The sequence below is a fragment of the Pedobacter sp. WC2423 genome, assembly GCF_040822065.1.
Taxonomy (GTDB): Bacteria; Bacteroidota; Bacteroidia; order Sphingobacteriales; family Sphingobacteriaceae; genus Pedobacter.
The window spans coordinates 4,281,427-4,307,925 of record NZ_CP162005.1 but is presented as its reverse complement, the minus strand read 5'-3'; the positions used below and the strand labels follow the sequence as shown (position 1 = coordinate 4,307,925).

Sequence of the window (26,499 nt, the reverse complement as noted above, 5' to 3'; positions counted from 1 at the left end):
TTAAACTTCTTCCTCAGAAACAAATTTTGCGGAATAAAAGTCTCTGTTCATTCTTGCAATATTCTCTAAAGAAATTCCTTTAGGACATTCAGCCTCACAAGCACCGGTATTGGTACAGTTACCAAATCCTTCAGCATCCATCTGCGCAACCATACTTTGTACACGGCGGTAACGCTCTGGCTGACCCTGAGGCAATAAAGCCAATTGAGAAATCTTAGCTGAAGTAAATAACATCGCAGATGCATTTTTACAAGTAGCCACACAAGCACCGCAACCTATACAAGCCGCAGCCTCGAAAGCTAAATCTGCCTGGAACTTAGGGATTGGCAGTGCATTCGCATCTTGCGCATTACCCGTATTTACCGAAATAAACCCTCCTGCTGCAATAATTCTATCGAATGCAGTACGATCTACCGTTAAATCTTTAATGACTGGAAAAGCCTTCGCTCTCCACGGTTCTACCACAATGGTATCACCATCTTTGAAAGAACGCATGTGCAACTGACAGGTAGTAATACCTTCTTTTGGTCCATGTGGTCTTCCATTAATATACATTGAACATGCACCGCAAATACCTTCTCTGCAATCATGGTCGAAAACTACCGGCTCTTCACCTTTATTAATTAGCTGCTCATTTAAAACGTCGAACATTTCTAAGAAAGACATATCAGGAGAAATTTCTGATATTTTGTAGTCTACCAAATTACCTTTGGCTTTGTTATTCTTCTGACGCCAGATTTTCAGCGTTAAATTCATATTTCCTGTACTCATGGTATTGAGATTTTAGTACTAGATTATTTATAACTTCTTTGTGCAATTTTGATGTTCTCGAATTTCAGCTCTTCTTTATGAAGTTCAAACTTAACATCATCCTTGTATTCCCATGCAGATACGTAAGCATAGTTTTCATCATCTCTTAAGGCTTCACCTTCTTCAGTCTGATATTCTTCTCTGAAGTGACCTCCGCATGATTCATTTCTGTTCAATGCATCCATACACATCAGCTCACCTAATTCGATAAAGTCAGCCACACGGCCAGCTTTTTCCAACTCAGGATTGAATTCATCTGTTGAACCAGGGACACGTACATCAGACCAGAAATCTTTACGCAATTGCTGTATTTCCACAATCGCCTCAGAAAGTCCTTTTGCATTACGGGCCATTCCACATTTTTCCCACATGATCTTACCTAATTTCTTATGGAAGTAGTCTACAGATTTAGTCCCTTTAATGGAGATAAATTTATCAAGTATTGCTTTAACACTCGCTTCAGCCTCCACAAATGCAGGATGATCCAGAGGGATTGCTTTAGTAGCCAGCTCTTTAGAAATATAAGAACCGATAGTATAAGGGATTACAAAGTAACCATCCGCAAGTCCCTGCATCAAAGCAGAAGCACCTAAACGGTTAGCACCATGATCAGAGAAGTTAGCTTCACCTAAAGCATATAAGCCCGGCACAGTAGTCATCAGGTTATAATCTACCCAAAGTCCGCCCATTGTATAGTGAACTGCAGGATAAATACGCATTGGTAATTCATAAGGATCTTCACCGGTAATCTGTTTGTACATGTCAAACAAGTTTCCGTATTTCTCTTTGATCACCTCACGGCCTAAGCGCATGCAGGTTTCTTTATCCGGATTGTGGATATTGTGTACTGAGGCCTCAATACGTCCATAACGCTCTGTATTTGCTTTGAAATCCAGGTATACAGCCAGTTTTGATACACCAACACCATAACCAGCGTCACAACGCTCTTTGGCAGCTCTTGAAGCCACGTCACGTGGTACAAGGTTACCGAAAGCAGGATAACGACGCTCTAAATAATAATCTCTTTCCTCTTCAGGAATATCTGTTGCTATACGCTGATCATCTTTTTTCTTGGAAACCCAGATACGTCCGTCATTACGTAATGACTCAGACATCAGGGTTAATTTCGATTGGTGATCTCCCGATACCGGGATACATGTAGGGTGAATCTGGGTAAAACAAGGATTACCAAAGAAAGCTCCTTTTTTGTGTGCTTTCCAGGCAGCAGTCACATTACTTCCCATCGCATTGGTAGAAAGATAGAATACGTTTCCGTAACCACCAGTTCCTAACAATACCGCATGGCCGAAGTGACGTTCCAGTTCACCTGTAATTAAGTTACGGGCAATAATACCACGGGCTTTACCTTCAATTTTAACAATGTCAAGCATTTCATGACGGGTAAACATCTCCACTTTACCCATACCAATCTGACGCTCCAAAGCACTGTAAGCACCTAGTAATAACTGCTGGCCTGTTTGTCCGGCAGCATAAAACGTACGCTGAACCTGAGTACCACCGAATGAACGGTTATCCAGTAAACCACCATACTCTCTTGCCAGAGGAACTCCCTGAGCCACACACTGGTCAATGATATTCGCACTGACCTCAGCTAAACGGTGAACGTTAGCTTCACGGGAGCGGTAATCACCACCTTTAATGGTATCGTAAAATAAACGGTAAACACTGTCACCATCATTCTGATAATTTTTTGCTGCATTGATACCACCCTGAGCTGCAATAGAGTGTGCTCTTCTCGGTGAATCCTGGAAACAAAAACATTTAACTTTATATCCCATTTCGGCAAGGGTTGCTGCTGCCGAAGCACCTGCAAGTCCTGAACCTACTACTATAATTTCTATACTTCTTTTATTCGCCGGATTAACCAGAGGCATTGAAGACCTCAGCTTAGTCCATTTCACGGTCAGTTCCCCTTCCGGTATATTTGCATTAAAATCTGCCATTTTATTTAGCGTTTTATACGTTCGAAATTTTATTTAATAAGTCCTGTATGCACTGCAATAGGCATAGCTGCAAAAAGTAAGGCGATGATAATCGAATACCATACACCAAATCCTTTGATCAGCGGACTATACTTTTTGTGGTTCCATCCTAAGGTCTGGAATGCAGAAGCGAAACCATGTAATAAATGGTAAGCTAAAGATGCCATTGCAAGGACATATAAAACCACGATCCAAACATTTTGAAAAGTCTCTCTCATTACTGCGAACAAATCTTCATGTCCATTTGAATCTGTTGTAGGGATACCTGTAAAACGAGATACTACCCAGAAATTAGATAAATGCACAATCAGGAAGATTAACAATAATGTCCCTAATAATCCCATGGAGCGGGAGTACCACTTACTATTTGCATTTCCGTCATTCACTGCATATTTTACCGGACGGGAAGCCTGATTTTGAAAAGTCAGACGAAGGCCCTGTACAATGTGTAAAAGCAAACCAATCATCAGTATAACTTCTGACCCTCTGATTAACCAGTTTGTAGCCATAAAGTGAGCCCCAAGATTGAATGTTAATCCACCGTCATTCAGGAATATCAACGAATTGATAAAGCAATGCACAATTAGAAATAAAATAAGAAACAGGCCGGTGATACCCATTATTAGTTTTTTTCCTATAGACGAGGAAAAAGCGTTTCCGAAACTAGCCATTAGATTTATATTTTTGAGTTCTATTCCTGCAAAAGTATTTAATAAATGACTTAATTTATACAAGAATTCCAGTTAAAATCAATAAATAAACTATTTAGAAACGTTCTAAGTTTTATAGTTTCAGGGGGTTATTGTGCAAATTACACAAACTACAGGGCATAAAAAAACGGGAAGCAATTGTGGTTGCTTCCCGTCATTAAATTTAAAATCCTATGCTTTAGTTAAAACTGAAAGTGTAATTTCCATTAGGTCCGATTCCCGCTACAGTTGTCTTTCCGTTTTTAGAAGTTGGCAATGCTGCCTCCACATCTTTAGCACTGTTTACTGGTTTCCCATTGATACTGGTCACTAACAATCCTTTTGGGATATCCAGGTTATCAAATGCCTTACCAGGCTCAACACCTGTTACTACAACTCCGTTTTTAACACCAAATTTAGCTTTGATTGCTGGTGAAGCTGGTGCAAATGAAGCACCCAGTTTACTCATTGTTGTACCTGTTGTTTTTGCAGCAACCAGAGTTTTTGCTTTATTTAAGCTTTCATCACCTTTCAAAGTAACGTTTACGTTCTGCTCTTTGCCATCTCTGGAAATAGTCAGCTGCACTTTATCACCAGGACTCATGCGACCAATTTTTTCCTGAAGATCAGGGGAAGCAAAAACTTCTCTGCCTTCTACTTTTTTGATGATATCTCCTTTTTTAATTCCTGCAGCTGCGCCACCACCATTTGGCATCACATCATTTACATACAGACCTGAAACATCACTGATTTTCAGATTTTCTGCTGCATCAGCATTCAATTCCTGGAAAGTAACCCCTACATAACCGCGTTTTACACTGCCGTATTTTTTGAAATCTTCTAAGATTTTTTTAGCAAGGTTTACAGGAATAGCAAATCCATATCCTTCATTTGTACCCGTTTGAGAAGCGATTGCTGCATTGATTCCAATCAGCTCACCGTTTGCATTCACTAGTGCACCACCACTGTTTCCAGGGTTAATGGCTGCATCAGTCTGAATATAAGACTCAATTGCACTGTTTGTTCTTGCTGGTGCTTTACCTGTACGCTGATATTCTTCATATTCCTCTTCAGTAGGCTGCTGATCTCTGTTTAAAATACCGATTGCACGGGATTTAGCACTGACAATACCAGCGGTTACCGTAGTTTGTAAATCCAATGGGAAGCCTACAGCCAATACCCATTCTCCCACCTGAACATTATCAGAGTTACCCATTTTTACTACTGGTAAATCTGAAGCATCTACTTTGATTAAAGCAAGGTCTGTATTCGGATCTCTGCCAATTACCTTAGCTTCTACTTTACGGCGGTCTGAAAGCACTACCTGAATTTTATCTGCATTGTCTACCACGTGGTTATTGGTTACAATATAACCATCAGGTGTTAAGATCACACCCGAACCAGAAGCGGCCCTTGGCGCACGTGACCTTCTGCCTCCACGGCCGCCGAAGAATTCTTCCATCATATCCATCGGAGAGCCCGAGCCTCCTCCGTCTGAGCCTTCTGCCTTAAATGTTGTTCTGATATGTACTACCGCCGGGGAAACCGCCGCCGCAGCCTGAACGAAGTCAACTGCCCCCGTTGAAGAAATTTTTACCGGGTTACTTGCAAAAAGAACATTTTGCTTTTCAGTCAATGTCATTCCGCTTGTACTGCGTTCAAACATTTTATAACCGCCAATTGCTACTGCACCTCCAATGAATGCAGCTAAAACTATGAATGCTATTTTTTTCATCAGTATGTTTGTTAATTTATGTATTTAATGGTATCAAAGCTTGCACAGGCTTAACTTAATTCATTAATTTGAGCATTAAAACTCATGCAAATTTCATTGATGTGTATTTCTTTTGTTCGTATGACTCAAAGTTAATACCAATACAACGATATTTGTGTCATTGAAACATCTCTTAATTGTTAAAAAATGTTAAATACCAACCCCACTGATCCGTCAAAACTACATTTCTATAAATATCAGGGTGCAGGCAATGATTTTGTTTTAATCGATAACCGTCTCCAAACATTTCAATATAAGGATAATAATCTTGTTCACCAACTGTGTGACAGGCGTTTTGGTATTGGTGCAGACGGTTTAATGCTGCTTCAGAGTCACTCAGCATACGATTTTGAAATGCTTTATTTCAATGCAGACGGAAACCTGGGCAGCATGTGTGGAAACGGGGGAAGATGTATCGTAGCCTTCGCTAAACATTTAGGCATTATAGACACGCAAACTAACTTTCTGGCAGTTGACGGCCCTCATTATGCCAAAATTTCAGAGAAAGGGAACTGGGTTGATCTGCAAATGATCGATGTATATCAAATTGGCAGAGACGGGGAAGCTTATGTACTCAATACAGGTTCTCCGCACTATGTAACACAGGTCACTGCACTTAAAGAAATGGATGTCTTTAAACAAGGCACCATGATCCGTAACAATGCGACTTATAAAAAAGACGGAATTAATGTAAATTTCGTAGAAGACAAAGGTGACCATCTGTTTATACGCACTTTTGAACGTGGCGTAGAAGACGAAACTTTTGCGTGCGGAACCGGGGTTACTGCTGTTGCACTGGCTATGGCTAAACATCATGGAAAAACCGGCAGCCAGGTAACCGAGATAGAAGTACTGGGCGGAAACCTTCGTGTTGGCTTCCAGTATGACGGACATGAATTCACCAAAGTATTTTTATGCGGCCCGGCAGAACTGGTTTTCGAAGGAAAATATTAAACACCTTTAACTTTCAGCCAGATGGGCAGCAATGCCTATCTTAATTTCCCCAAAAGTAAAGTTCTTGCCCAGATGATCTCTGATGGGTGCCAGACTCATGGTTTTCAACTCCCTGATGGCTTCAAGTATATTGTCCAGCTTTTTACGGCCCAAAATGTCTTTAGCAGAAATCTCCTGTAAAGCCACATAATGCGCAAGGTGTCCTTCTATTGTTCCAATCACCATTTTCCGCTCCTCAGCGATCTCAACAATAGTTTTCCCTTTTAAAAACAACTCCAGAGAGACTACTTTGGTATCTTCTTTTGGCGCTTTAGGCGTTGCTGTTTTCTTTGTTCTTTCCTTTTTAGCCGTAAAGTCTAATTTATTTGGCATCGCATACACAGATTTCATCTGTGCTTCGCGCTCTTTCTGATTCAATAAAGAACCGACATCAGTTTTCGTGAAATCTGTTCCGTTGATGGTGGCCTGTAATAAACCTGTAGCCTTTCTTATCTTTTTGAATTGCTCGTAAAACAACGATTCCATCTCTAGTAATTCAGTCAGGAAAGCGGTAACCTGCTTATCTTGTTTCACCAGTTCCATCCGTTCAAAAATACGTCTGGAAAGATCCAGGATAAGCGGATTAAAATAATTCTCAGCGGCTGTAGTTCTGACCAGCAGATTAGCCAGTCCATCAGTAGACTGGTCACTGCACAAGCGCTGAAGCTGCGCAAGGAATTTATTCGCATTGGCCTTAATTTCACTCAGATCTTTTAGCAACAGCTGAGCCCATTTGACATGTTTTTGCTTGGAAGATTTATTGATATCCTTACTGTAAGAATGCACATGCTCATAAACGTAATTATCAAGCGGTGTTAAGTCGAAACAGGTGATCAGGTAACTTTTCAGAAAAATCTGACTCTCCTGTGTAATCTGTTCCTTCAACTCCTCCTCCTGCTGTTTGTTCTTAGAGAACAAAGCGACATTCTGATCCTGTCTGATTCCTGTTCTTGAAATCTGAGAGGTCAGTACTAAACCATCCAGCGACCGCAAACGTGACAAGGCTACATAAATCTGTCCCGGTGCAAAAGCATTCCCGATATCAATGATGGCTTTGTCAAATGTTAAACCCTGGCTTTTATGTACAGTAATTGCCCAGGCCAGTTTAATCGGATACTGGATAAACTTACCAATAACCTCTTCTTCGATCTCATTCGTGACCTTATGATTGCTGTATCTTATATTCTTCCAGGTAAACTTCTCCAGGATAATCTTTTCCCGCTCCCCTTCTGTTTCTACTTCTATTGCATCCTCGCCCAGACGAATAACAGTAGCTATTTTTCCATTAAAATAACGGCGGTCACCACTCTGATCATTCTTGATAAACATAATCTGGGCACCGAGTTTCAATTCCAGCAGATGTTCGGCCGGATAAGAGTTTTCAGAAAACTCATCTTCTACAGTGGCCTTGAAGAAATAAGACTTCCCGCCAAGCTCTTCCAGACTTTTCTTATTTAAAGTGTCTGCACGTTGGTTATGGGTAGTCAGTGTGATATATTTATCGTCTTTTGCCGGTTCAAAACCAGCTTTATAATACTTCTCCAGCAGCGTAATATTCTCTGCTGTGATTTCATTATTTCTGAGGTTATTTAATAAATCGATGAATACAGAATCTGCCTGTCTGTAGATCTTCTCCAGCTCAATATATACCGGAGGATTATGATACAATGCATGCGCATCAAAGAAATAGACACTCTTATAAAACTCGCCTAAAAGCTGCCACTCATTAGATTTGACAACCGGAGGTAATTGGTGAAGGTCTCCGATAAACAAGACCTGTACCCCGCCAAAGCTGGCATTGTTCCTTCTGATATAACGCAGTACCATATCAATCGCATCCAGTAAATCGGCGCGCAACATACTCACTTCATCGATGATCAGTAATTCAAGGTCCTGAAATATTCTTCTTTTGGTCGTGTTCATCTGTAAATGACGAACGATGGATCTCGGTGTATTATACTGCTGATTAACAGGCTCAACAGCAGGCTGTTTAGGCAGATATGTTCCAAAAGGAAGCTGAAACAGCGAATGGATCGTTACCCCTGCAGCATTAATCGCAGCAATCCCGGTCGGGGCTACAATAACCGCTTTTTTATGTGTCAGCTCAATTAAATTCCTCAAAAATGTAGTCTTCCCGGTTCCAGCTTTCCCTGTCAGAAAGATATGCCTTGAAGTGTAATTGATAAATTTAGCCGCTAGCTCAGCAGGGTTGTATTCACTCATATTTTGCACCGTTGTTGAAAAGCAAAGGTACTAAAGCTTTCTTTAAACTAATTAATTACACCTGGTAGTTTATTATTAATTGGACGGGTCCGGAATTTTACCAGACCCGTCCTGTTAATACGCAACATTTGCTTTGTTTAAAGCGGACAGTTCCCTCCGCAATATTTAGAAGGTGCAATGAAAGTAGCAGTTCTGGTTGTCCCATCCAGACTGGTTATTAAAACGCTCACAGGATAGGTATAAGGAGCTGTGCCAGCAATGTTTTTCAAAATAACATTCACAGTTTGCGTATTTTGACCACTGGTAATTGTGGCCCCGTTACTACTTACGGTCCATGCAAAAGTATCACCCAAAACCGATCCGTATACAGTAAATGAATATTCTTGCCCTCTGTAACCACTGCCATACCCGAAAATACGAGGTGTAGTAGTCCCATATAAATAGTTCAATGCAACAATATCATTGTTATTAAAAGTCCTGTTTCCTCCATTTAAACAGGCCAGCATAAATGATCCCGCATCAGCACCAGAGGGTGTACCTGGTATAAATACAGCACCTTCCAGAGAAGCGCCTTCATTAACAGCCTGCCCACCGCAGCTGTAAGCTCTGTTTGCCAGATCAGTATGACGCAGACCAATCGTGTGTCCAACTTCATGCTGCAATACCGAAGTCAGATTTGACAATTCCGGATTTGTACCATATGCAGCTTCGTTGGTATTCATTTTGATCTCATTATAGGGCTGCCCTGCTGCTGTTGGAAAACCAGATGACCCCAGAACAATCTGATTACCATTCGGACCCTGGTTAAATCCAACAACATTAATGTCCCCGATTGTACCGGTATTTGCACGTTGGAAAGAGATTCTAAGACCAAGCTGATTATACCTTTCAATCATTAAATTTGTCGCATCACTATAAATAGCTGGTAAATTTGATACTGATATTGTAAAAACCCGCGGCATGCTTTTCACCACATTGGTGGTCCTGTAATGTTCTGTTTTAGCAATATTCAAAAGGCTTGTTACCGGATTTTCATCCAGGATTTTTTCAGTCAAAAGGATATCACCTTCTACTAAATACCCTCCTGGTACTTTTTGAGCTCCAGCAGCGCTAAAGCCTAATTTATTGATTTTTGCCTTAGCTGAAGCTGATATTTCAGTATTCGTATCAACCGTTTTAGGATTTTCTTTTTTTTGGCAGGAAATAAAACCAATAGTCAGTAAACCAACCATTAAGAGTAGATTTCTTTTTTCCATGAGCGTTAATTTAAATAAGATTTTATAACTCTAATTTAAATAATTAATCTATAAATACAAATAAATTATTGTTAAACAACAAAAAGCCGTTTTCCTTCCGGAAAACGGCTTTTAACCAAAATATTTTTTACTAATTAATCAAAAGCTTATAGCCCTTGCCATGTACATTTAAGATCTCTACTTTCGGATCTTCTTTTAAGTACTTACGAAGTTTGCTCAGGAATACATCCATACTTCTTCCGTTAAAGTAATTGTCATCATGCCAGATACTTAGCAAAGCTTCTTCCCGGGTAAGCACCGCATTCTGCTTTAAGCAGAGCAATTGTAACAACTCGGCTTCCTTGGTCGAAAGTTTTTGCTGCTGTCCGTTATGCTGAATCAGTTGTGTCGTATAATCAAAAGTATAACTACCAATCTGAAACTGAGACTGAACAGGTGCAGCAACCTTGGTTTCTTTAGCAGATACACGCTTCAATAGCGCATTAATTCTAAGCAAGAGTTCTTCAATACGGAAAGGTTTTGTAATGTAATCATCACCCCCTAAATCATAGGCAGAGGCCTTATCTTCCATCATTGCTTTTGCCGTAGCAAAAATTATAGGGATATTTTCATTGACTTTCCTGATTTCCTTACCCAAAGCAAAACCATCCTTTTTAGGCATCATTACATCGAGAATGCATAAATCGAAAGCTTGTTTATTAAAAGCACGGAGCCCTTCCTCACCATCAACACATAACACTACATCGAATTTACCCTTTAGCTGTAAATAGTCCTGCAACAGCATTCCAAGATTAGGATCATCTTCTACCAATAGAATTTTCATAAGTAATATTGCGTTATTTTAGGGGTATGATTATTTCAAATATTGTTCCTTTATCCTTTTCACTCTTCAACTTGATTGTCCCGTTCATCTGGGTAATAATATCCTGAACGTAATTTAAACCGAGCCCAAATCCTTTTACATCATGTAAATTACCTGTGGGCACCCTGTAAAACTGATCAAAAGCACGTTTACATTGCTCTTTTGTCATTCCGATCCCTTTATCCTCGATGTTTATAAAAAGACATTTACCAGTATTTCTTGTACTTAAGGTAATCTGAGGCGCATCAATACTGTATTTGTTTGCATTGTCTATTAAGTTATAAATTACATTGGACAAATGCAGTTCATCTCCTGTTACCAATGCATTGGATGCGTTAAGATTTAAAATCAGGGTCGCTTCTTTTTTCTGCAACTGAAGGCTCATACTATCTGCCACTGCAGCAATCAGCTCATTCATTTCTACATCTTCCGTCTCTAACTTTAATTCCTTCTTATCCAGTCTTGCAATACTCAGTACCCGCTCAATATGGTTACCTAACCGTACATTTTCATCATATATAATTCCCGCAAGCCTGCTTATACGTGACTTGTCCTGCTGAATTTCAGGATCTCTGAGCGCTTCACTGGCAATCATGATCGTAGATACCGGAGTCTTGAATTCATGGGTCATATTGTTGATGAAATCCGTCTTCATCTCAGCAATTTTTTTCTGTCTTAATATGGCATAAAGCGTATAAGAGAAAATAGAAATCAGTACGATCAGTAAACCTGCAGAAGAGGCCATCGTTACACTCAGGTTATTAAAGATGGCCGCACTTTTGTTCGGAAAATTAATATACAACATACCGGGATCTCTCAATACATCATTACTGAAAAGAGCTGTTTTATAAGTATTGGCAGGCAAAATTTCTCCCCGCAGAGAAGATATTTTACGGAAGACCAACCGGTCACTGACCAGACTTTTTAACCAGAAATCATAAGCAAGATTGATATTTTTATTCGCCAGTTCTGCACGCAGTAAAGTATCCAGCGTTCCTTTCGAAACACGCTGCGCCAATGGAATGTCCAGCTGACTCATTTCTTTAGCTGCTGCTTCCAGGACATTAAAACTACCTTCATTCAGTAATCTTACGGTATCTGCCTGTAATTCTTTCAGAGCATGATTTCTTCGCCTGTTGGCAATCTCATCTTCTACCCTGAATTTTAACCGCATATCCCCGTTTAAACTAGGCAAAGAAACTCTTAAGGGCCTGCTGTCATAACGGCTATAAACCAGATAGCGAATACTGTCTGGCAATTTTTTAGGCTCTATGTCAAATGTTTTAACAGATCCAAGCCGGAAAGTTTTCTGCACATTACTCCCAATCATATTCAGATTGGCATCAAAACCTACGTTCACATCGACATTCAGCGGTGTTGTGGCCCGGTTTTCCAGTGCATAAAAATCAGCTTCAGAAATTATAGTCGGGCTCAGGTACATTTTGCGGATCATCTCATCCTGATAATTGAGTTCATCAATCATCTGCTTGCGCTGATCGTATTTTCTTTTTCTTTCTAATTCTTTATAATTCTGATCCAGGTCAATCAGCCTGCGGGTACGGTCACGACGCTGATTTTCCATTTTTATACGCCATTCCAGATCTTTTCTATTGATATGGTTTACCGCATTTAAACGTTGTACTTTGTCGGCAACAGCACTCAGCACCTGGTTAACTTCCTGCTCGAAAAGCTGGGATTTAAGTCTGTAGGCTTCCCTGATGTAATACAGCTGCATTACAAACACACCAAGCAGAGCTATGGTCATGAGGGCGGTGATTAGCCAAAGACTTCTCTTTTTCATTATCGAAACTCAAAAATAAGCATAGACTCAGGCAATAAGTTCTATTTTAACAAAATTTAACACGTAAGGTTCAAATTCCAGGCCCAAAAAAAAATGCCGGGAAATCTTTCCCGGCATTTTTATACCATTTCATTCTTCTCAAAAAGAGGTTTAGAATGGCAGATCATCTTCCTCACCCGGTGCGCTGTTTAAATCCGCAGGAGGAGCATATTGTGGAGTTGAAGCCGCTGCACCACTGTTGGTCAGTGCATTGATACGCCAAACTACTAAACTATTAAAATAAGAAACTTTTCCCATTTTATCTGTCCACGGACGACCGCGCAGATTGAATGAAACTTCAACATCATCACCGGTTTTCAAGCTATCAAATAAAGCAGTTTTATCTTGTAAAGCCTCGAACCTGATATATTCAGGATAAGTTGGGTTTTCTGCATATTCGATAATGAGATCACGCTTTTTAAAAGTCTCACTCACCTGCTGTAATGCACCGATTTCGTGCACTTTTCCTTTTAATTCCATAACAATAACTCTTTTATTCTATTGACTAGTTCAAATCTCTATATTATTATTGATAACTTAGCACAATAATTATGCAAGTTTTCCACAACAAAAGTAAGGTTATTTTAACCTGTAACAAAAGACTTTCACCTTATTTGGTAGAAGAGGTAAAAGCGCTGGGCTATGAAATCGTAAGAGATTTCCCTACGGGAGTAGAGCTTAATATCACACTGACAGAGTGTATTAAACTGAATTTAAACTTAAGATGTGCCAGCCAGATCTTATACTGTTTAAATAGCTTTAAAGTCAATAATCCAGAAGAATTATACCGTGAACTGGTAGCTATGCCATGGGAAGATCTGATTGATTTTTCAGGGTATTTTTCGGTGACTTCCAATGTAGATAACCCAACAATAACTACCCCGCTTTTCACCAATCTGAAAGTTAAAGATGCGATTGTTGACAGAATAAAAGACAAGAAAGGAATGCGTCCGAATTCAGGTTCTGATGCGAATAAAACTGTTGTCCACCTGTACTGGAAAGATGACGAAGCAGATATTTTTATCGATACTTCAGGAGAAACTTTAGCGAAACACGGTTATCGTAAAATTCCTGGAAAAGCACCTATGCTGGAAGCACTTGCCGCCGGTGTAGTGATGAGCACAAACTGGGATCAGAAATCACCATTTATCAATCCGATGTGTGGTTCAGGAACCCTGGCAATTGAAGCTGCATTAATCGCGACCAACAGAAGACCTGGTTTATTCCGGATGAACTATGGTTTTATGCACATTCTGGGTTATGATGAAGAGGTATTTTTCGCAGAACGCAGAATTCTTAAAGAACAGGTGATCAAAAATATTGACTTACAGATTGTAGCGACAGATCTATCTGAGGATGCAGTGGATATCAGCCGTAAAAATGCGCAGACTGCTGGTGTGGATACATTAATTACTTTTGAAGTTTGCGATTTCGCGGATACCCCAGTTCCTGAAGGCGGAAAAGGTGTAGTTGTATTTAATCCTGAGTACGGAGAACGTTTAGGTGTCCACTCTCAACTGGAACTTACTTACAAACGTATCGGCGATTTCCTGAAGAAAGATTGTAAAGGTTACAGTGGTTATATTTTTACGGGTAATCCTGATCTGGCTAAAAAAATCGGATTAAAAGCGTCACGTAAAGTTGAATTCTACAATGGTAAATTAGATTGCCGTATGATGGAATATGAATTGTATGATGGTACCCGCAGAGCTGAAGAAGAAAGGCCTCAGCCTAAGGAGCATAAAGCAGAAGATTAACTCTTTTTTTTAATACTATACAAAAGACTTGTCCGGTTCGGACAGGTCTTTTTTTATGGGTCTAAGAATGGCACTTGTATAGGGGTACTAACTTAACCACTACCAGGAATATTTTTTTTAAAACCTGAAATCCGTACACTTTTCAATTACGTTAGTTAATCAAGACGACTAATTTAGCTTATGAAAGACCTCCTGGATTTAAAACCCGAAATTGTAGCGACTAACATCAGAAAAGTCAGAGAGTTTAGGAATTATACGCAGGATTATCTGGCGGCCAAGCTGACAATTTCTCAAAATGCTTATAGTAAAATTGAATTGGGCTATAGCAAACTTACCGTAGAAAGATTATTCCATATTGCAGCTGTACTGGATGTTAAGGTAACAGAGTTAATTGCGATGGATCATAGCCGCGGGGTACGTTTAGAGCAATAATGAAATAATTTGAATTATAATATCTTTGTTCCATGCAAATGGACTTTGATGTTATAAAAGAAAAAACAATCAGTTTTGTAAAAGATACCCTAAAGGGAGCAGAAGCTGGTCATGACTGGTTTCATATCGAAAGGGTTTATAAAACTGCTTTAAGTATAAATAACAAAGAAGGTGGAGATTTACTTCTGGTCACCCTTGCTGCTTTATTGCATGATATCGCTGACAGCAAGTTCAATAACGGTGATGAAGAAATCGGACCGCAGCTGGCCGGGAATTTTCTCCGCACGCTTGGACTTAGCGAGGCCACGATTATTGAAGTACAGCAAATCATCAGAAACCTGAGTTACAAAGCAAGCCTGGGAAAAGTTGAATTCTCTTCTAAAGCACTTGATATTGTTCAGGATGCAGACCGTTTAGATGCACTAGGCGCAATTGGAATCGCCAGAGCCTTCACTTATGGCGGCTATAAAAACAGAGTGCTCTATGATCCGGAAATCAAGCCTGACCTGAATATGAGCAAAGAGGCTTATAAAAATTCTGAAGCCCCAACGATCAACCATTTTTATGAAAAACTACTGCGCTTAAAGGATCTGATGAAAACCAGGACCGGAAAAGAGCTTGCTGAACAAAGACATCAGTTCATGCAACTTTACCTGAATCAGTTTTATTCGGAATGGGAATGCGAAAGCTAAAATAATTAGCATTTTAAATACTATATTTGTTAGCAAATATAGCATTATGTCTGAACGTCTTAGAGAAAAGCTGAATATCCTGGCAGATGCTGCCAAATATGATGTATCCTGTTCATCCAGCGGAGGAAATAGAAAAAATGACAATAAAGGCCTGGGAAATAGTCATGCTTCAGGTATCTGTCATACCTATACGGAAGATGGGCGATGCGTTTCACTGCTGAAAATCCTGCTGACCAACCATTGTATTTTTGACTGTGCTTACTGTGTTTCCAGGAAAAGCAATGATATTACAAGAGCTGCATTTACTGTAGAAGAGGTGGTAGAATTGACCATGAACTTTTATAGAAGAAACTATATTGAAGGCTTGTTTTTGAGTTCAGGGATTTTCAAAAATGCTGATTTTACGATGGAGCGTTTGCTTAGAATCGTAAAAAAACTCAGACTGGAAGAGCGCTTCAATGGCTACATCCATTTAAAAACAATTCCCGGAGCAAGTGAAGAGTTAATCAGGGAAGCAGGCATGTATGCAGACCGGATGAGTATTAACCTGGAGATGCCTACGGAAAGTGGTCTTAAATTGCTGGCACCCGAAAAAACCCATCAGCAGGTAACCCAGCCACTTGGCTTTATCAAAAATCAGATCGTACAGTTTAAAGAAGAACGTAAGCTTATTAAAAGCACCCCAAAGTTTGTGTCCGCAGGCCAGAGTACACAAATGGTGATTGGTGCCACTCCCGAGACTGATCAGGAGATTATGCAGACCGCAGCCTTGTTTTACAAGGATTTTTCGCTGAAAAGAGTTTACTATTCAGGTTATATTCCGATTAGCTACGATAACCGGCTTCCGATGATAGGTTCTCAACCACCGCTAATCAGAGAAAACAGGTTATATCAAACAGACTGGCTGATGCGCTTCTACGGTTTTCATGTCAACGAATTGCTTAACGATGCAAATCCACATCTTGACATTGACATCGATCCGAAATTAAGCTGGGCTTTACGCAACTTACAGCATTTTCCGGTGGATATTAATGTCGCAGCCTACAAAGTGATCCTCCGGATTCCCGGAATTGGAGTTACCTCTGCAAAAAAAATTGTACAGGCGCGTAAATTCGGAAAACTGCGGATAGACCAGCTCAAAAAAATCGGAGTAGCTTATAACCGCGCTAAACATTTCATCAAATGTGCAGATAGCCCTTATCAGTTAAAAGATTACCAGGGAAGCCAGATTAAAGCATTTATACAGGCAGAAAGTCAGAGTAAATATCTGAAGTACGATACCAGCCAGCTTATTCTTTTTTAAATGCAGAACTACATATTTGATGGAAGTTTTGAAGGGCTGTTATCTGCGGTATTTAACTGGTTTGAGCGCAAACCCGGGCAGGTAAAGCTCCAAACTGAGGCCACTTTCCAGCCGGATGCTTTTATGTCTTGCCTGCATATTGTGAATGAACGGGAAAAGGCTGACCGGGTTTGGAAGGGCTTACAATCTAATTTATCCAAAGCTGCACTCCGGAAATTTTATTGCACCTATCTCTCCGAACTGGAAGAAGGTTATACCGCATTATTTGAGTTTGCCTGTTATCTATTTACAGAAGGCCCGGCTATAGAAAAAAACTATGGCAATCCTTATGTACTGGCCTTAAGCAAAATAGCTAAAAAAGTAGAACGGGAAAAACACAGAATGGAAGCTTTTATCCGCTTTCAGCAAAATGCGGACGGTATTTTTTATTGCGGAATAGATCCGGATTTTAATGTTTTACCATTAATTGCCACACATTTCAAAAACCGGTATGCGGATCAGCAGTGGATCATTTATGATTTGAAAAGAAACTACGGTTTATTTTATGATCTGAGCAAAGTGGAAGAAATCAAGATAGATTTTAACCAGCGGCAAAAAACAACGGGAATAGCAAATGCTATCGTTTCAGAAAAGGAAGGTTTGTACGCTTTGCTTTGGAAAGACTACTTTAAAAGCACAAATATTCAGGCCAGGAAAAACACGAAGTTACATGTACAGCATGTACCCAAAAGATACTGGAAATACCTGACTGAAAAACAATTTGAGCAGGATTGAGCTGAATTCTAAATTTAATATCCGGTTTGATTATTATCTCGTAAATTGCCCTTATGAAGTTAAGTGTCCTGGTTTTAATTACTGCGCTTGCAGTTGGCCTGTCTATCGGGCTGGTAAATTTCCATTTCCAGCAAAGCTGGTATTTTATGCTCGTCTCTTTTGCGGTTTCGTTTGTGACAAGTTTTATCATGTTTTATTACCTGCTGGAAAAGTATATCTATTCTAAAATCAAACTGATCTATAAACTGATCCACAACCTGAAATTAGGGAAAGATCTGAAAGATGCGCTGGGTGAATATGTGAGTACTGATCCGATCAATGATGTAGAACATGAAGTTAAAGAATGGGCTGGTGCTAAAAAGCAGGAAATAGATCTGCTTAAAAAACAGGAACAGTTCAGAAGAGAATTCCTTTCCAATGTATCTCATGAATTTAAAACCCCGCTGTTTGCGATTCAGGGTTATATAGAAACGCTACAGGACTGTTTACTGGATGACCCGGAAATGGCTGTTAAGTTTTTACAGAAGGCAGAGAAAAATGTAGAACGCCTGAGCTACCTGATCAATGATCTGGACGCAATTTCGAAACTGGAATCTGGTGAAGTACCTATTGATTACCGGAAATTTGATTTCGTACTCCTGGCCAAAGAAGTCATGGAAGCCCTGGAAGACAAAGCAGTAAGCAGAAAGATTCAGCTTTCATTTAAAGATAAGTATATGCACCCGGCTTTTGTAAATGCAGACCGGGAGAAAATAAGACAGGTGATGATTAACCTGATCTCCAATTCTATCAAGTATGGTAAAGAGAACGGATCTACAGCGATCAAAATCTTTGAACTGCACGATCAATACCTGATTGAAGTTACTGATGATGGTATCGGAATAGACGAAAAACATCTGCCGAGATTATTTGAAAGATTCTATAGAATTGATTCTCACCGTTCCAGAGAAGTTGGCGGTACTGGCCTGGGACTGGCTATTGTCAAACATATTCTGGAAGCACATCAGCAAATTATATCGGTTAGAAGTACGCTCCAAATCGGGACTACTTTTGCGTTTACACTTCAAAAAATTGGTTAAGATTTAAAGAAATATTCCTTTTATGTTAACACTTAACACTAACTTAACATTGCGATCCTACTTTTGTAACCATATCTTATAGTTAACATGAATAATATTTTTAAGTTCTTTACACCAAAAGACAAAAAATTCCAACCGCTGTTTGAACAAGCCGGAAGTAATGTATTGAAGATCTCAGAAGCACTTTTTCTTGCTTTAAGTACCAAAGATCTGGAAAAAAGAAAAGAATATATTAAGGAGATTGAACGCCTTGAGCACGTTGGTGATGATATCACGCACTCGATCTTCTTAGAATTAAGCAAAAACTTTATCACACCTTTTGACAGGGAAGATATTCATGCACTGGCAAGTGCTGTGGATGATATTGCAGATTATATTCATGCTTCAGCAAGTAATATAGAACTGTATAACATCACGAATATTGGCGATGCCATGATTAAACTGGCTGAATTACTGGTTGAAATGTGTACAGATTTAGATAAAGCCATCAAAGAATTGAGAAGCTTTAAGAACATCCGTGTCATTGCTGATGCCTGTGTACGTATCAATAGTGGTGAAAATCAAGCGGACTATGTTTGTAATATCGCAATCGCAAGGTTATTCGAATTCGAAACCAATGCAATTGAACTGATTAAGCAGAAAGAAGTTCTTCAAACACTTGAAATGGCTACAGATAAATGTGAAGATGCAGCAAATGTGTTGGAATCTATATTGGTTAAAAACGCTTAAAATTCAACGAAATGCTTACACCCTTATTGATCGTCGTAATTGTACTGGCTATCGGTTTCGATTATATCAATGGCTTTCACGATGCCGCCAATTCTATTGCAACGGTTGTATCGACAAAAGTACTTACTCCTTTTCAGGCAGTACTCTGGGCAGCACTTTTTAATTTTGCTGCTTACTTCTACTTTACAGATCACAAAGTTGCAAACACTATTGCTAAAACGGTTGTAGAAAATTTCATTACACTCGAGGTTATCCTCGCCGGACTTTTAGCAGCAATCACCTGGAATTTATTTACCTGGTGGTATGGTATCCCTTCAAGTTCATCACATACTTTAGTTGGTGGTTTCGCTGGCGCTGGTATGGCAAAAGCAGGTTCACTGGGTTTTGGAATCATGTCAGCAATTAACCTGGCTCCGATACTGAAAATCATCGCTTTTATTGTACTTGCTCCCGTAATCGGAATGTTCATTTCCGTAATTATTTCCATTATCCTGCTGCATCTTTCTAAAAATGCAAGACCTTCGGTTGCAGAAAAATGGTTTAAAAAACTACAGTTGATCTCTTCTGCCGCCCTAAGTTTCACCCACGGTGGAAATGATGCTCAAAAAGTAATGGGTATCATTTATGTAGCCATGGTTGCAGCGAAAGTGTTAAAAACAGGCGATACAATGCCAGAATGGATTCCATTTACCTGTTATGCGGCTATCTCTTTAGGTACCATGAGCGGTGGATGGAAAATTGTAAAAACAATGGGTTCAAAAATTACGAAGGTAAATGCTTTTGAGGGCGTAGCAGCAGAAACTGCAGGTGCGGTAACTCTTGGAATCACAGAACACTTCGGTATCCCGGTTTCTACGACACATACAATTACAGGTTCTATTGTTGGGGTTGGTTTATTAAAAAGAGTTTCAGCAGTAAGATGGGGAGTAACAGTAAGCTTGCTTTGGGCATGGGTTTTAACTATTCCTGTCTCAGCAGTATTAGCTGCTATTATTTTCAAGCTGGTTGACTTTTTCTTCCCTGGTATTGGAGCTGCATAATAAGAACAGGCTTACTCCAGTCATATGCATAAAAAACCCCTCTAACAAATTGTTAAAGGGGTTTTTCTTTAAAAGGCAACGGTATAAACTACCCTGCTTTCTTTATTTTTAGGCTGTTCCCATTTAGGACCTTCTTTAATCAGCCGGATGGCCTCTTCATCGAATTCTTTATTGATCCCTTTGGTTACTTTTAAATCGGCAGGATTTCCTTCACTGTTTACTAAAAAGCTTAATTCTACCAGTTTATCACCTGTACCACGCAATTTATTGTGATCATTCAGATAAGTATCCAGATTTACCCAGCCGCCAACAGGAGCAGATATTTCAGGCATAGCTGTAGCAACAGCCATTCCGGCAACTTTGCCCGTTATTGACTCTTCTGCTACTGGCGCTGATTTACTCATTTTGCGCATAGCTTGCATTGGAATACCAGCGGTATTGTTACTGTCTGCTGATTGAACTGGCGCACGCTGCATCGCATATGGCTGTACAATTCTTTCTCTTAAAACTTCATTTTGTAATCCTGCTGAAGGTGCTTCCTGCCCGACAATTACCGGTTTAGTTTTTTTAACCGGAATATTAGCAGCATAAATATCATTTTTTGCGGAATCAATCACAGCCTGAGCTGGTGAAGGCGCAATATTAACTTCTATTTTTTTAGGCTGGTTTTTAGCCATCTCTTCACGTTTCTCTCTATCCTTCATGAAAAACATGATACTTACTGAGATAAACATCACAGCCGCAGCTGCTGCAACACTTAAACGCTGCCAGGTAAATACGGTTTCCTTCCTGGTTACCTGCTGCTGCGAGATACGCTCATACAATTGTTTTTGAAGTAAGGAGACATTTTGCACTGCTTTACCACGCGATTCACTTAGTCCTGCCAGTGCCTGCGCAACAAAAGGATCTTCCAGCGCCTGCTTCTCAATTTTATGCATAGCTTTGCTGTCAAGGTTACCATCCAGGTAATCTTCCAGTAATTCTATATCTAACCAATCGTTATTCACTGCTGTTTTTCTCTATACAAATTTTTAAATTCCGCTTTCCGTTTTGAATATAGCTCTTTACTTTGACCATTTCATAACCAGTTAATTCGGCAACTTCTTTATAACATTTTTCCTGAAGATAGAATAAGTCAACGCTTTTGCGCTGTTCTTCGGTCAGGGTTTCCATGCACTTTTCCATAACGGTCAGCTGCGTTTCTTTGGTATCATCTATATCCAGATGCACAAAGTCGGTATTTTCCACAAAAGTATCATCAATAGACACGGTATTGTTTTTAGCTAACTTCCTCAGCGCCATTAAACAATGATTTCTGGTCAATACGTGCAGCCAGCTTTTGAAATTCTGCACTTCATGAATTTTTAATTTCACAACCAGCTCCTCGAAAATCTGCATGACTGCATCCTTACTGGATTCTTCTTCCTTGAAATAATTCAGACAAACCCCGTAAACCAGGTGCATATACCGGTTATAAAGCGCACCCAATGCATCCAGACTTCCTGTACTTTTGTACCGCAAAAGAAGTGCTGCATCATCGAGATCTTTAATTCCTGTTGTATTCTTTATAAATTTCAATTGTAGCTGATGGAAAATTCTCTTCAAGTATAAAAATATTTTCTGACTCTGCGCCTGTTTAAAATTGATAATCAGTATTTAATGGCCAGAAATTTGCTTACTATTGATTTTACAAGAAAAACATGAATAAATTTAAACTCGCCTCTCTGGCTTTTGCAGTTCTTGCGTTCAATAGCTATACTGCACAAAGTCAATCTCTTGGGGATCTGTTAAAAAAGGTAAAAGCTGCAACTGAGACTAAGCCTGCGCCTACGCAAACCACCACCACCACAACAGTAACGACTTCTACAACAAGTCCGTTGGCCAGGCCTTCCAATTTAGAAATAGGCAGCGGGATTAAACAAGCTTTGGAGGCAGGGATTTCAAAAGGAGCAGACCAGTTATCTTTGAAGGATGGTTTTCTGGGAAATATGGCGGTTAAAATTTTATTCCCTCCTGAAGCGCAAAAGGTAGAGAGAACGTTAAGAAGCATTGGCCTGGGTTCTCTGGCAGATAATGTGGTGATGAGCTTAAACAGAGCGGCAGAAGATGCGGCAAAGGAGGCTAAACCAATATTTGTATCCGCCATCAAAAAAATGACGATTACCGATGCCACAAATATTTTATTAGGCGGGGAAAACTCAGCAACTGAATACTTTAAAAAGTCGACTACAGCGCAGCTTTTAGAGAAGTTCAGACCTGTTGTAAATAAAAGTTTAAGTAAAGTCGGTGCAGCTAAATACTGGGGCGATGCGACCGGACAATACAATAAATTACCACTGGTTAAACCAGTCACAACTGATCTTCCGGCTTATGTAACTCAAAAAGCAGTGGAAGGAATGTTCATTCAGGTTGCACAGGAAGAACTGACCATCAGAAATAATTTAGGCGTACGTACCACCCCTTTACTTCAGAAAGTATTCGGATACGCAGATCAGAAAAAATAAAATTAATCAGCGGATTAATTTAAATTTAGTTAAATATTGATTGCAAGCTTTATAGCCCTTAAAAAAATCTACATTAAGATAAAAATAAAGGCTACTTTTATGCTGAACAATTACGAATAACATACAAGTATATTGGATTTTAAAGATTTTAATTTTAACCCTGATTTATTAGAGGGTTTATTAGCAATGGGTTTCAGAAATGCAACCCCTATACAACAGGAAGCAATTCCCCTTATCTTAGCAAAAAAAGATTTGATAGCGTGTGCCCAAACGGGTACGGGTAAAACAGGTGCTTATTTGCTGCCGGTCATGAATATGATCAGCCAGACGGAGAACCGCCATAACAATACCCTTATCCTTGCTCCTACACGTGAACTTGCACAGCAAATTGATTTGCAGGTTGAAGCACTCTCCTATTTTACAAATATCAGCTCGCTTACCGTATATGGTGGTGGAGATGGTATTGCTTATGAACAGCAGAAAAGAAGTATGCGTGAGGGTGTTGATATTATCATTGCTACACCAGGAAGACTAATTTCCCATCTTTCTTCAGGCTTACTGAAGCTGGACCAGTTACAGCATCTTGTGCTGGATGAAGCAGACAGAATGCTTGACATGGGCTTTTATGATGATATTATGCGCATTGTAAGTTTCCTTCCTGAAAAAAGACAAACTGTATTGTTCTCTGCAACGATGCCTCCTAAAATAAGAAAGCTTGCGGGCACTTTATTAAAGGATCCTGAGCAGATCAGTATTGCAATCTCTAAACCAGCAGCGGGAATTAATCAGCAAGCTTATATCGTACATGATACCCAAAAGGTAAAATTACTGACTGAGCTGATGAAAAATGTTGATTTCCCAAGTATTCTGATTTTTGCCTCTACGAAAGAAAAAGTTAAAAACCTGGGTAAAGTATTCCGTGGGCTTGGCTTTAAGGCAGAAGCTTTTCACTCCGATCTTGGACAAAAGGAAAGAGAAGCTATTTTATCAGAATTTAAGAATAAACGTGTTCCGGTATTGATTGGTACTGACGTACTTTCAAGGGGAATTGATGTAGAAGGAATTTCATTGGTTATTAACTTTGATGTACCACATGATCCTGAAGATTATATTCACAGGATTGGCCGTACAGCAAGAGCTGCTACAACTGGTACAGCCATTACTTTAGTGAATGATAAGGATAAACGTAAGTTCGCAAATATTGAGAAGCTGATTGATAAAACTATTGAAAGAATGCCTTTACCTGAACATTTAGGGGAAGCGCCAGTAGAAACAGCAGCAACTTCGTCTTCAAGACCTGAACATAACAGAGACAGAAAAGCACCTCAGCGCAAGTTCTGGAAAAAGAAACCTAAAACTGATGGTTCTTCTTCGAGAGCTGAAGGCTCAGCAACCAAAGCAGAAGGTGCAGCTCCAAAAGCTGAATAATATAAAAACTGTTTATGCTTATTTTGTAAACTTTAAGCAGTTCTAAGGCAGGAGCAATTTTTATTGCTCCTGTTTTTTTATCTTTACATTTATGCAAAACCTACCTCCATTAGCAGAACGCATGCGTCCGCAAAATCTGGACGAATATGTTGGACAACAACATTTGGTAGGACCAGATGCAGTTTTGCGCAAAGCGATACAAAGCGGACAGCTTCCGTCAATGATCTTCTGGGGCCCTCCCGGAGTCGGAAAAACCACTTTAGCTTATATCATTTCTCAAACACTGGACCGTCCGTTCTTTAACCTGAGCGCGATCAATTCAGGGGTAAAAGATATCCGCGAGGTTATTGATAAGGCAGCACTATTAAAAGACAGCTTTCTGGGTTTGCCGATCTTATTTATTGATGAGATCCACAGGTTCAGTAAATCACAACAAGATAGCTTACTGGGCGCAGTAGAACGCGGACTGGTTACTTTAATTGGTGCGACTACAGAAAACCCTTCTTTCGAAGTTATCTCCGCTTTATTATCCCGCTGCCAGGTTTATATTCTGAAATCTCTGGATGAGGATGAACTCTCTGGTTTATTGCAGACTGCAATCCGGGAGGATGTGATGCTGAAGGAAAAGAAAATTACCATTCAGGAGCATGAGGCTTTAATTCGCTTATCTGGCGGCGATGCCAGGAAGTTATTAAATGTACTTGAAATTGCGATTAACGGTATAGGTGGTAATCAAATCGTACTGACCAATGAAAATGTATTAAAACATGCACAGCAGAACCTCGCTTTATATGATAAAGCCGGGGAACAGCACTATGATATTATCTCTGCCTTCATCAAATCAATAAGGGGAAGCGATCCCAATGCCGCAGTTTACTGGCTGGCCAGAATGATTGAAGGTGGTGAAGACCCGCTGTTTATTGCCAGAAGGTTACTGATACTCGCTTCCGAAGATATTGGCAATGCCAACCCAAATGCGCTATTGTTAGCGAATAACTGTTTCCAGGCGGTCAATGTGATTGGTTATCCTGAAGCCCGGATTATTCTTTCGCAGGCGGTAACTTACCTCGCTTCTTCAGTAAAAAGTAATGCATCGTACGAAGCGATCAATAAAGCACAGCAACTGGTTAAACAGACTGGTAATTTACCTGTTCCCCTGCATATCAGAAATGCACCTACTAAACTGATGAAAAACATCGGTTATGGGAAAGATTATAAATATTCACATGGCTATGAGGGGAACTTCGCAGCGCAGGAATATCTGCCTGACCTGATCAGCGGAACTAAGCTGTATGATCCCGGACATAATCCGGCAGAAGATAAACTCCGCGAAAAGCTGAAGCAGAACTGGAAAGATAAATATGATTACTAGCATTGATGGTGATTAAACATTTGTGCTAATTATTTTATCTTCTTCAAAACAAATTGTACACAATTGTAGTCAATTTCAATATTTTCAGACAATCTCCGATTAGTTGTACCCGGAAATTTATACAAAAACTCTGTCTTATCATAAGAAATCACAAAAAACTTACAATTGGCATTACCTTTGATTAAATGCACTTATAAACAAATAAATTATTATCATGATTACTTCGAAATTTAAAATAGCTGCATTCAGCATCGCCTTATCCTTAACTGCAATGGGTTTTCAAGGATGTGACAGTTTAACAAAAACACAAAAAGGAGCTGGTATTGGTGCTGCTGCTGGTGGTGTTTTGGGTGCTATTATTGGCAAGAAAGCAGGTAACACAGCAATTGGTGCTATTTTAGGAGGTGCAATCGGTGGTACTGCTGGTGGATTCATCGGAAAACGTATGGATAAACAAGCAGCTGAAATTCAGAATGCAATTCCAAATGCAGAAGTAGTTCGTGAAGGTGAAGGTATTATCGTAAAGTTTGATAGTGGTATCTTATTTGATTTTGATAGTGCAAACTTAAAAGCACAAGCAAAAGATAACGTAAAATCATTAGCCGGATCACTGTCAAAATATCCTGATACTGAAATTAAAGTTATTGGCCATACAGACAATAAAGGTACTGAAGCTTATAATATGAGCCTTTCAGAAAGAAGAGCAGCAGCTGTTAAAGCTTATGCAGTTACACAAGGTGTACCATCATCACGTTTAACTACTGTAGGTAAAGGTTTCTCTGAGCCAATTGCAGACAATGCAACTGATGCTGGAAGAACTGCTAACCGTAGAGTTGAGATTGTTATTGTAGCGAATGATCAATTGAAAAAACAAGCGCAACAAGCTAACAACTAAAAATATTAAGATCTACCTATTTTAATAATAAAAAAAATCCGGAG

Annotated in this window: 24 protein-coding genes; 13 read left to right on the top strand and 11 right to left on the bottom strand. The window is 39.6% G+C overall.

All coding sequences use genetic code 11. From position 1 onward, the window contains the following. From AB3G38_RS17995 to AB3G38_RS17980, 4 genes are all read right to left on the bottom strand, one after another. Complete coding sequence (locus tag AB3G38_RS17995; RefSeq protein ID WP_068404143.1) at positions 1 to 771, bottom strand: succinate dehydrogenase/fumarate reductase iron-sulfur subunit; 771 nt, start codon at positions 769 to 771, stop codon at positions 1 to 3. Positions 772 to 794: 23 nt separating this feature from the next. Beyond that, positions 795 to 2,774 (bottom strand): fumarate reductase/succinate dehydrogenase flavoprotein subunit, encoded by a 1,980-nt coding sequence (locus AB3G38_RS17990; RefSeq protein WP_367865188.1) that lies wholly within the window; start codon positions 2,772 to 2,774, stop codon positions 795 to 797. Positions 2,775 to 2,803: 29 nt separating this feature from the next. Then, positions 2,804 to 3,484, bottom strand: coding sequence for a succinate dehydrogenase cytochrome b subunit (locus AB3G38_RS17985; protein ID WP_367865187.1), 681 nt, complete (start codon positions 3,482 to 3,484; stop codon positions 2,804 to 2,806). Between the two features lie 217 nt (positions 3,485 to 3,701). Then, on the bottom strand, positions 3,702 to 5,237 hold the full coding sequence (locus tag AB3G38_RS17980) for a Do family serine endopeptidase (RefSeq protein ID WP_367865186.1): 1,536 nt from the start codon (positions 5,235 to 5,237) through the stop codon (positions 3,702 to 3,704). Positions 5,238 to 5,423: 186 nt separating this feature from the next. Here AB3G38_RS17980 and dapF point away from each other — a divergent pair, with 186 nt between their 5' ends. Then, the gene (gene dapF / locus AB3G38_RS17975) at positions 5,424 to 6,230 is read left to right on the top strand and encodes a diaminopimelate epimerase (protein WP_367865185.1); all 807 of its coding nucleotides are present in this window, start codon (positions 5,424 to 5,426) and stop codon (positions 6,228 to 6,230) included. A 6-nt stretch (positions 6,231 to 6,236) separates the two neighbouring features. On the opposite strand, the gene AB3G38_RS17970 is transcribed toward dapF, so the two are convergent. The 5 genes from AB3G38_RS17970 to AB3G38_RS17950 all read right to left on the bottom strand — a co-directional run bounded on the left by AB3G38_RS17970 (position 6,237) and on the right by AB3G38_RS17950 (position 12,930). Beyond that, positions 6,237 to 8,492, bottom strand: a complete 2,256-nt coding sequence (locus tag AB3G38_RS17970; RefSeq protein WP_367865184.1) for a helix-turn-helix domain-containing protein — start codon at positions 8,490 to 8,492, stop codon at positions 6,237 to 6,239. 137 nt (positions 8,493 to 8,629) lie between these two features. Beyond that, on the bottom strand, positions 8,630 to 9,748 hold the full coding sequence (locus tag AB3G38_RS17965) for a M57 family metalloprotease (protein ID WP_367865183.1): 1,119 nt from the start codon (positions 9,746 to 9,748) through the stop codon (positions 8,630 to 8,632). A gap of 130 nt (positions 9,749 to 9,878) precedes the next feature. Further along, positions 9,879 to 10,571 (bottom strand): response regulator transcription factor, encoded by a 693-nt coding sequence (locus tag AB3G38_RS17960; RefSeq protein WP_068404157.1) that lies wholly within the window; start codon positions 10,569 to 10,571, stop codon positions 9,879 to 9,881. A gap of 13 nt (positions 10,572 to 10,584) precedes the next feature. Further along, positions 10,585 to 12,375 (bottom strand): sensor histidine kinase, encoded by a 1,791-nt coding sequence (locus AB3G38_RS17955; protein WP_367865182.1) that lies wholly within the window; start codon positions 12,373 to 12,375, stop codon positions 10,585 to 10,587. Positions 12,376 to 12,561: 186 nt separating this feature from the next. Then, a complete protein-coding gene (locus AB3G38_RS17950) occupies positions 12,562 to 12,930 on the bottom strand; it encodes a DUF3127 domain-containing protein (protein ID WP_068404163.1) in 369 nt (122 codons plus the stop codon). 71 nt (positions 12,931 to 13,001) lie between these two features. Here AB3G38_RS17950 and AB3G38_RS17945 point away from each other — a divergent pair, with 71 nt between their 5' ends. The 8 genes from AB3G38_RS17945 to AB3G38_RS17910 all read left to right on the top strand — a co-directional run bounded on the left by AB3G38_RS17945 (position 13,002) and on the right by AB3G38_RS17910 (position 20,256). Continuing rightward, positions 13,002 to 14,207, top strand: coding sequence for a class I SAM-dependent RNA methyltransferase (locus AB3G38_RS17945; protein WP_367865181.1), 1,206 nt, complete (start codon positions 13,002 to 13,004; stop codon positions 14,205 to 14,207). A gap of 180 nt (positions 14,208 to 14,387) precedes the next feature. Then, entirely contained in the window at positions 14,388 to 14,639 is a 252-nt protein-coding gene (locus AB3G38_RS17940; RefSeq protein WP_367865180.1) for a helix-turn-helix domain-containing protein, read from the top strand. A gap of 38 nt (positions 14,640 to 14,677) precedes the next feature. Then, complete coding sequence (locus tag AB3G38_RS17935) at positions 14,678 to 15,331, top strand: HD domain-containing protein (RefSeq protein WP_367868775.1); 654 nt, start codon at positions 14,678 to 14,680, stop codon at positions 15,329 to 15,331. A gap of 46 nt (positions 15,332 to 15,377) precedes the next feature. Next, a complete protein-coding gene (locus tag AB3G38_RS17930; RefSeq protein WP_367865179.1) occupies positions 15,378 to 16,634 on the top strand; it encodes a putative DNA modification/repair radical SAM protein in 1,257 nt (418 codons plus the stop codon). Continuing rightward, positions 16,635 to 17,408, top strand: a complete 774-nt coding sequence (locus tag AB3G38_RS17925; protein ID WP_367865178.1) for a TIGR03915 family putative DNA repair protein — start codon at positions 16,635 to 16,637, stop codon at positions 17,406 to 17,408. It begins immediately after the preceding gene. 53 nt (positions 17,409 to 17,461) lie between these two features. Next, entirely contained in the window at positions 17,462 to 18,487 is a 1,026-nt protein-coding gene (locus tag AB3G38_RS17920; protein ID WP_367865177.1) for a sensor histidine kinase, read from the top strand. Between the two features lie 87 nt (positions 18,488 to 18,574). Beyond that, entirely contained in the window at positions 18,575 to 19,216 is a 642-nt protein-coding gene (locus tag AB3G38_RS17915) for a DUF47 domain-containing protein (protein ID WP_068404177.1), read from the top strand. Between the two features lie 11 nt (positions 19,217 to 19,227). Continuing rightward, positions 19,228 to 20,256: an anion permease gene (locus AB3G38_RS17910; protein WP_367865176.1), complete on the top strand. Its 1,029-nt coding sequence runs from the start codon at positions 19,228 to 19,230 to the stop codon at positions 20,254 to 20,256. Positions 20,257 to 20,324: 68 nt separating this feature from the next. Here the strand turns inward: AB3G38_RS17910 and AB3G38_RS17905 are convergent, their stop codons facing one another. Both AB3G38_RS17905 and AB3G38_RS17900 read right to left on the bottom strand, forming a co-directional pair. After that, positions 20,325 to 21,263 (bottom strand): energy transducer TonB, encoded by a 939-nt coding sequence (locus AB3G38_RS17905; RefSeq protein WP_367865175.1) that lies wholly within the window; start codon positions 21,261 to 21,263, stop codon positions 20,325 to 20,327. Continuing rightward, a complete protein-coding gene (locus tag AB3G38_RS17900) occupies positions 21,256 to 21,834 on the bottom strand; it encodes an RNA polymerase sigma factor (protein ID WP_367868774.1) in 579 nt (192 codons plus the stop codon). Before AB3G38_RS17900 ends, AB3G38_RS17905 begins: the two co-directional genes overlap by 8 nt. A gap of 122 nt (positions 21,835 to 21,956) precedes the next feature. Between AB3G38_RS17900 and AB3G38_RS17895 the strand changes: the two genes are divergently transcribed. The 4 genes from AB3G38_RS17895 to AB3G38_RS17880 all read left to right on the top strand — a co-directional run bounded on the left by AB3G38_RS17895 (position 21,957) and on the right by AB3G38_RS17880 (position 26,455). Next, positions 21,957 to 22,760, top strand: a complete 804-nt coding sequence (locus tag AB3G38_RS17895; RefSeq protein ID WP_367865174.1) for a DUF4197 domain-containing protein — start codon at positions 21,957 to 21,959, stop codon at positions 22,758 to 22,760. Positions 22,761 to 22,892: 132 nt separating this feature from the next. Further along, positions 22,893 to 24,188 carry a DEAD/DEAH box helicase gene (locus tag AB3G38_RS17890; RefSeq protein WP_367865173.1) on the top strand — a complete coding sequence of 432 codons (1,296 nt, stop codon included), beginning with the start codon at positions 22,893 to 22,895 and terminating at the stop codon, positions 24,186 to 24,188. A gap of 91 nt (positions 24,189 to 24,279) precedes the next feature. Next, on the top strand, positions 24,280 to 25,560 hold the full coding sequence (locus AB3G38_RS17885) for a replication-associated recombination protein A (protein ID WP_367865172.1): 1,281 nt from the start codon (positions 24,280 to 24,282) through the stop codon (positions 25,558 to 25,560). 214 nt (positions 25,561 to 25,774) lie between these two features. Beyond that, positions 25,775 to 26,455 carry an OmpA family protein gene (locus AB3G38_RS17880; protein ID WP_198163558.1) on the top strand — a complete coding sequence of 227 codons (681 nt, stop codon included), beginning with the start codon at positions 25,775 to 25,777 and terminating at the stop codon, positions 26,453 to 26,455. Positions 26,456 to 26,499: the final 44 nt, after the last annotated feature.

Excerpts from the sequence above, each read along its gene's own strand:
- AB3G38_RS17995 (WP_068404143.1), bottom strand. The coding sequence starts at position 771 with ATGAGTACAGGAAATATGAATTTAACGCTGAAAATCTGGCGTCAGAAG.
- dapF (WP_367865185.1), top strand. The coding sequence starts at position 5,424 with ATGTTAAATACCAACCCCACTGATCCGTCAAAACTACATTTCTATAAA.
- AB3G38_RS17920 (WP_367865177.1), top strand. The coding sequence starts at position 17,462 with ATGAAGTTAAGTGTCCTGGTTTTAATTACTGCGCTTGCAGTTGGCCTG.
- AB3G38_RS17980 (WP_367865186.1), bottom strand. The coding sequence starts at position 5,237 with ATGAAAAAAATAGCATTCATAGTTTTAGCTGCATTCATTGGAGGTGCA.
- AB3G38_RS17910 (WP_367865176.1), top strand. The coding sequence starts at position 19,228 with ATGCTTACACCCTTATTGATCGTCGTAATTGTACTGGCTATCGGTTTC.
- AB3G38_RS17940 (WP_367865180.1), top strand. The coding sequence starts at position 14,388 with ATGAAAGACCTCCTGGATTTAAAACCCGAAATTGTAGCGACTAACATC.
- AB3G38_RS17970 (WP_367865184.1), bottom strand. The coding sequence starts at position 8,492 with ATGAGTGAATACAACCCTGCTGAGCTAGCGGCTAAATTTATCAATTAC.
- AB3G38_RS17895 (WP_367865174.1), top strand. The coding sequence starts at position 21,957 with ATGAATAAATTTAAACTCGCCTCTCTGGCTTTTGCAGTTCTTGCGTTC.
- AB3G38_RS17925 (WP_367865178.1), top strand. The coding sequence starts at position 16,635 with ATGCAGAACTACATATTTGATGGAAGTTTTGAAGGGCTGTTATCTGCG.
- AB3G38_RS17985 (WP_367865187.1), bottom strand. The coding sequence starts at position 3,484 with ATGGCTAGTTTCGGAAACGCTTTTTCCTCGTCTATAGGAAAAAAACTA.
- AB3G38_RS17880 (WP_198163558.1), top strand. The coding sequence starts at position 25,775 with ATGATTACTTCGAAATTTAAAATAGCTGCATTCAGCATCGCCTTATCC.
- AB3G38_RS17955 (WP_367865182.1), bottom strand. The coding sequence starts at position 12,375 with ATGACCATAGCTCTGCTTGGTGTGTTTGTAATGCAGCTGTATTACATC.
- AB3G38_RS17960 (WP_068404157.1), bottom strand. The coding sequence starts at position 10,571 with ATGAAAATTCTATTGGTAGAAGATGATCCTAATCTTGGAATGCTGTTG.
- AB3G38_RS17915 (WP_068404177.1), top strand. The coding sequence starts at position 18,575 with ATGAATAATATTTTTAAGTTCTTTACACCAAAAGACAAAAAATTCCAA.
- AB3G38_RS17990 (WP_367865188.1), bottom strand. The coding sequence starts at position 2,774 with ATGGCAGATTTTAATGCAAATATACCGGAAGGGGAACTGACCGTGAAA.
- AB3G38_RS17930 (WP_367865179.1), top strand. The coding sequence starts at position 15,378 with ATGTCTGAACGTCTTAGAGAAAAGCTGAATATCCTGGCAGATGCTGCC.
- AB3G38_RS17945 (WP_367865181.1), top strand. The coding sequence starts at position 13,002 with ATGCAAGTTTTCCACAACAAAAGTAAGGTTATTTTAACCTGTAACAAA.
- AB3G38_RS17935 (WP_367868775.1), top strand. The coding sequence starts at position 14,678 with ATGGACTTTGATGTTATAAAAGAAAAAACAATCAGTTTTGTAAAAGAT.
- AB3G38_RS17950 (WP_068404163.1), bottom strand. The coding sequence starts at position 12,930 with ATGGAATTAAAAGGAAAAGTGCACGAAATCGGTGCATTACAGCAGGTG.
- AB3G38_RS17885 (WP_367865172.1), top strand. The coding sequence starts at position 24,280 with ATGCAAAACCTACCTCCATTAGCAGAACGCATGCGTCCGCAAAATCTG.
- AB3G38_RS17965 (WP_367865183.1), bottom strand. The coding sequence starts at position 9,748 with ATGGAAAAAAGAAATCTACTCTTAATGGTTGGTTTACTGACTATTGGT.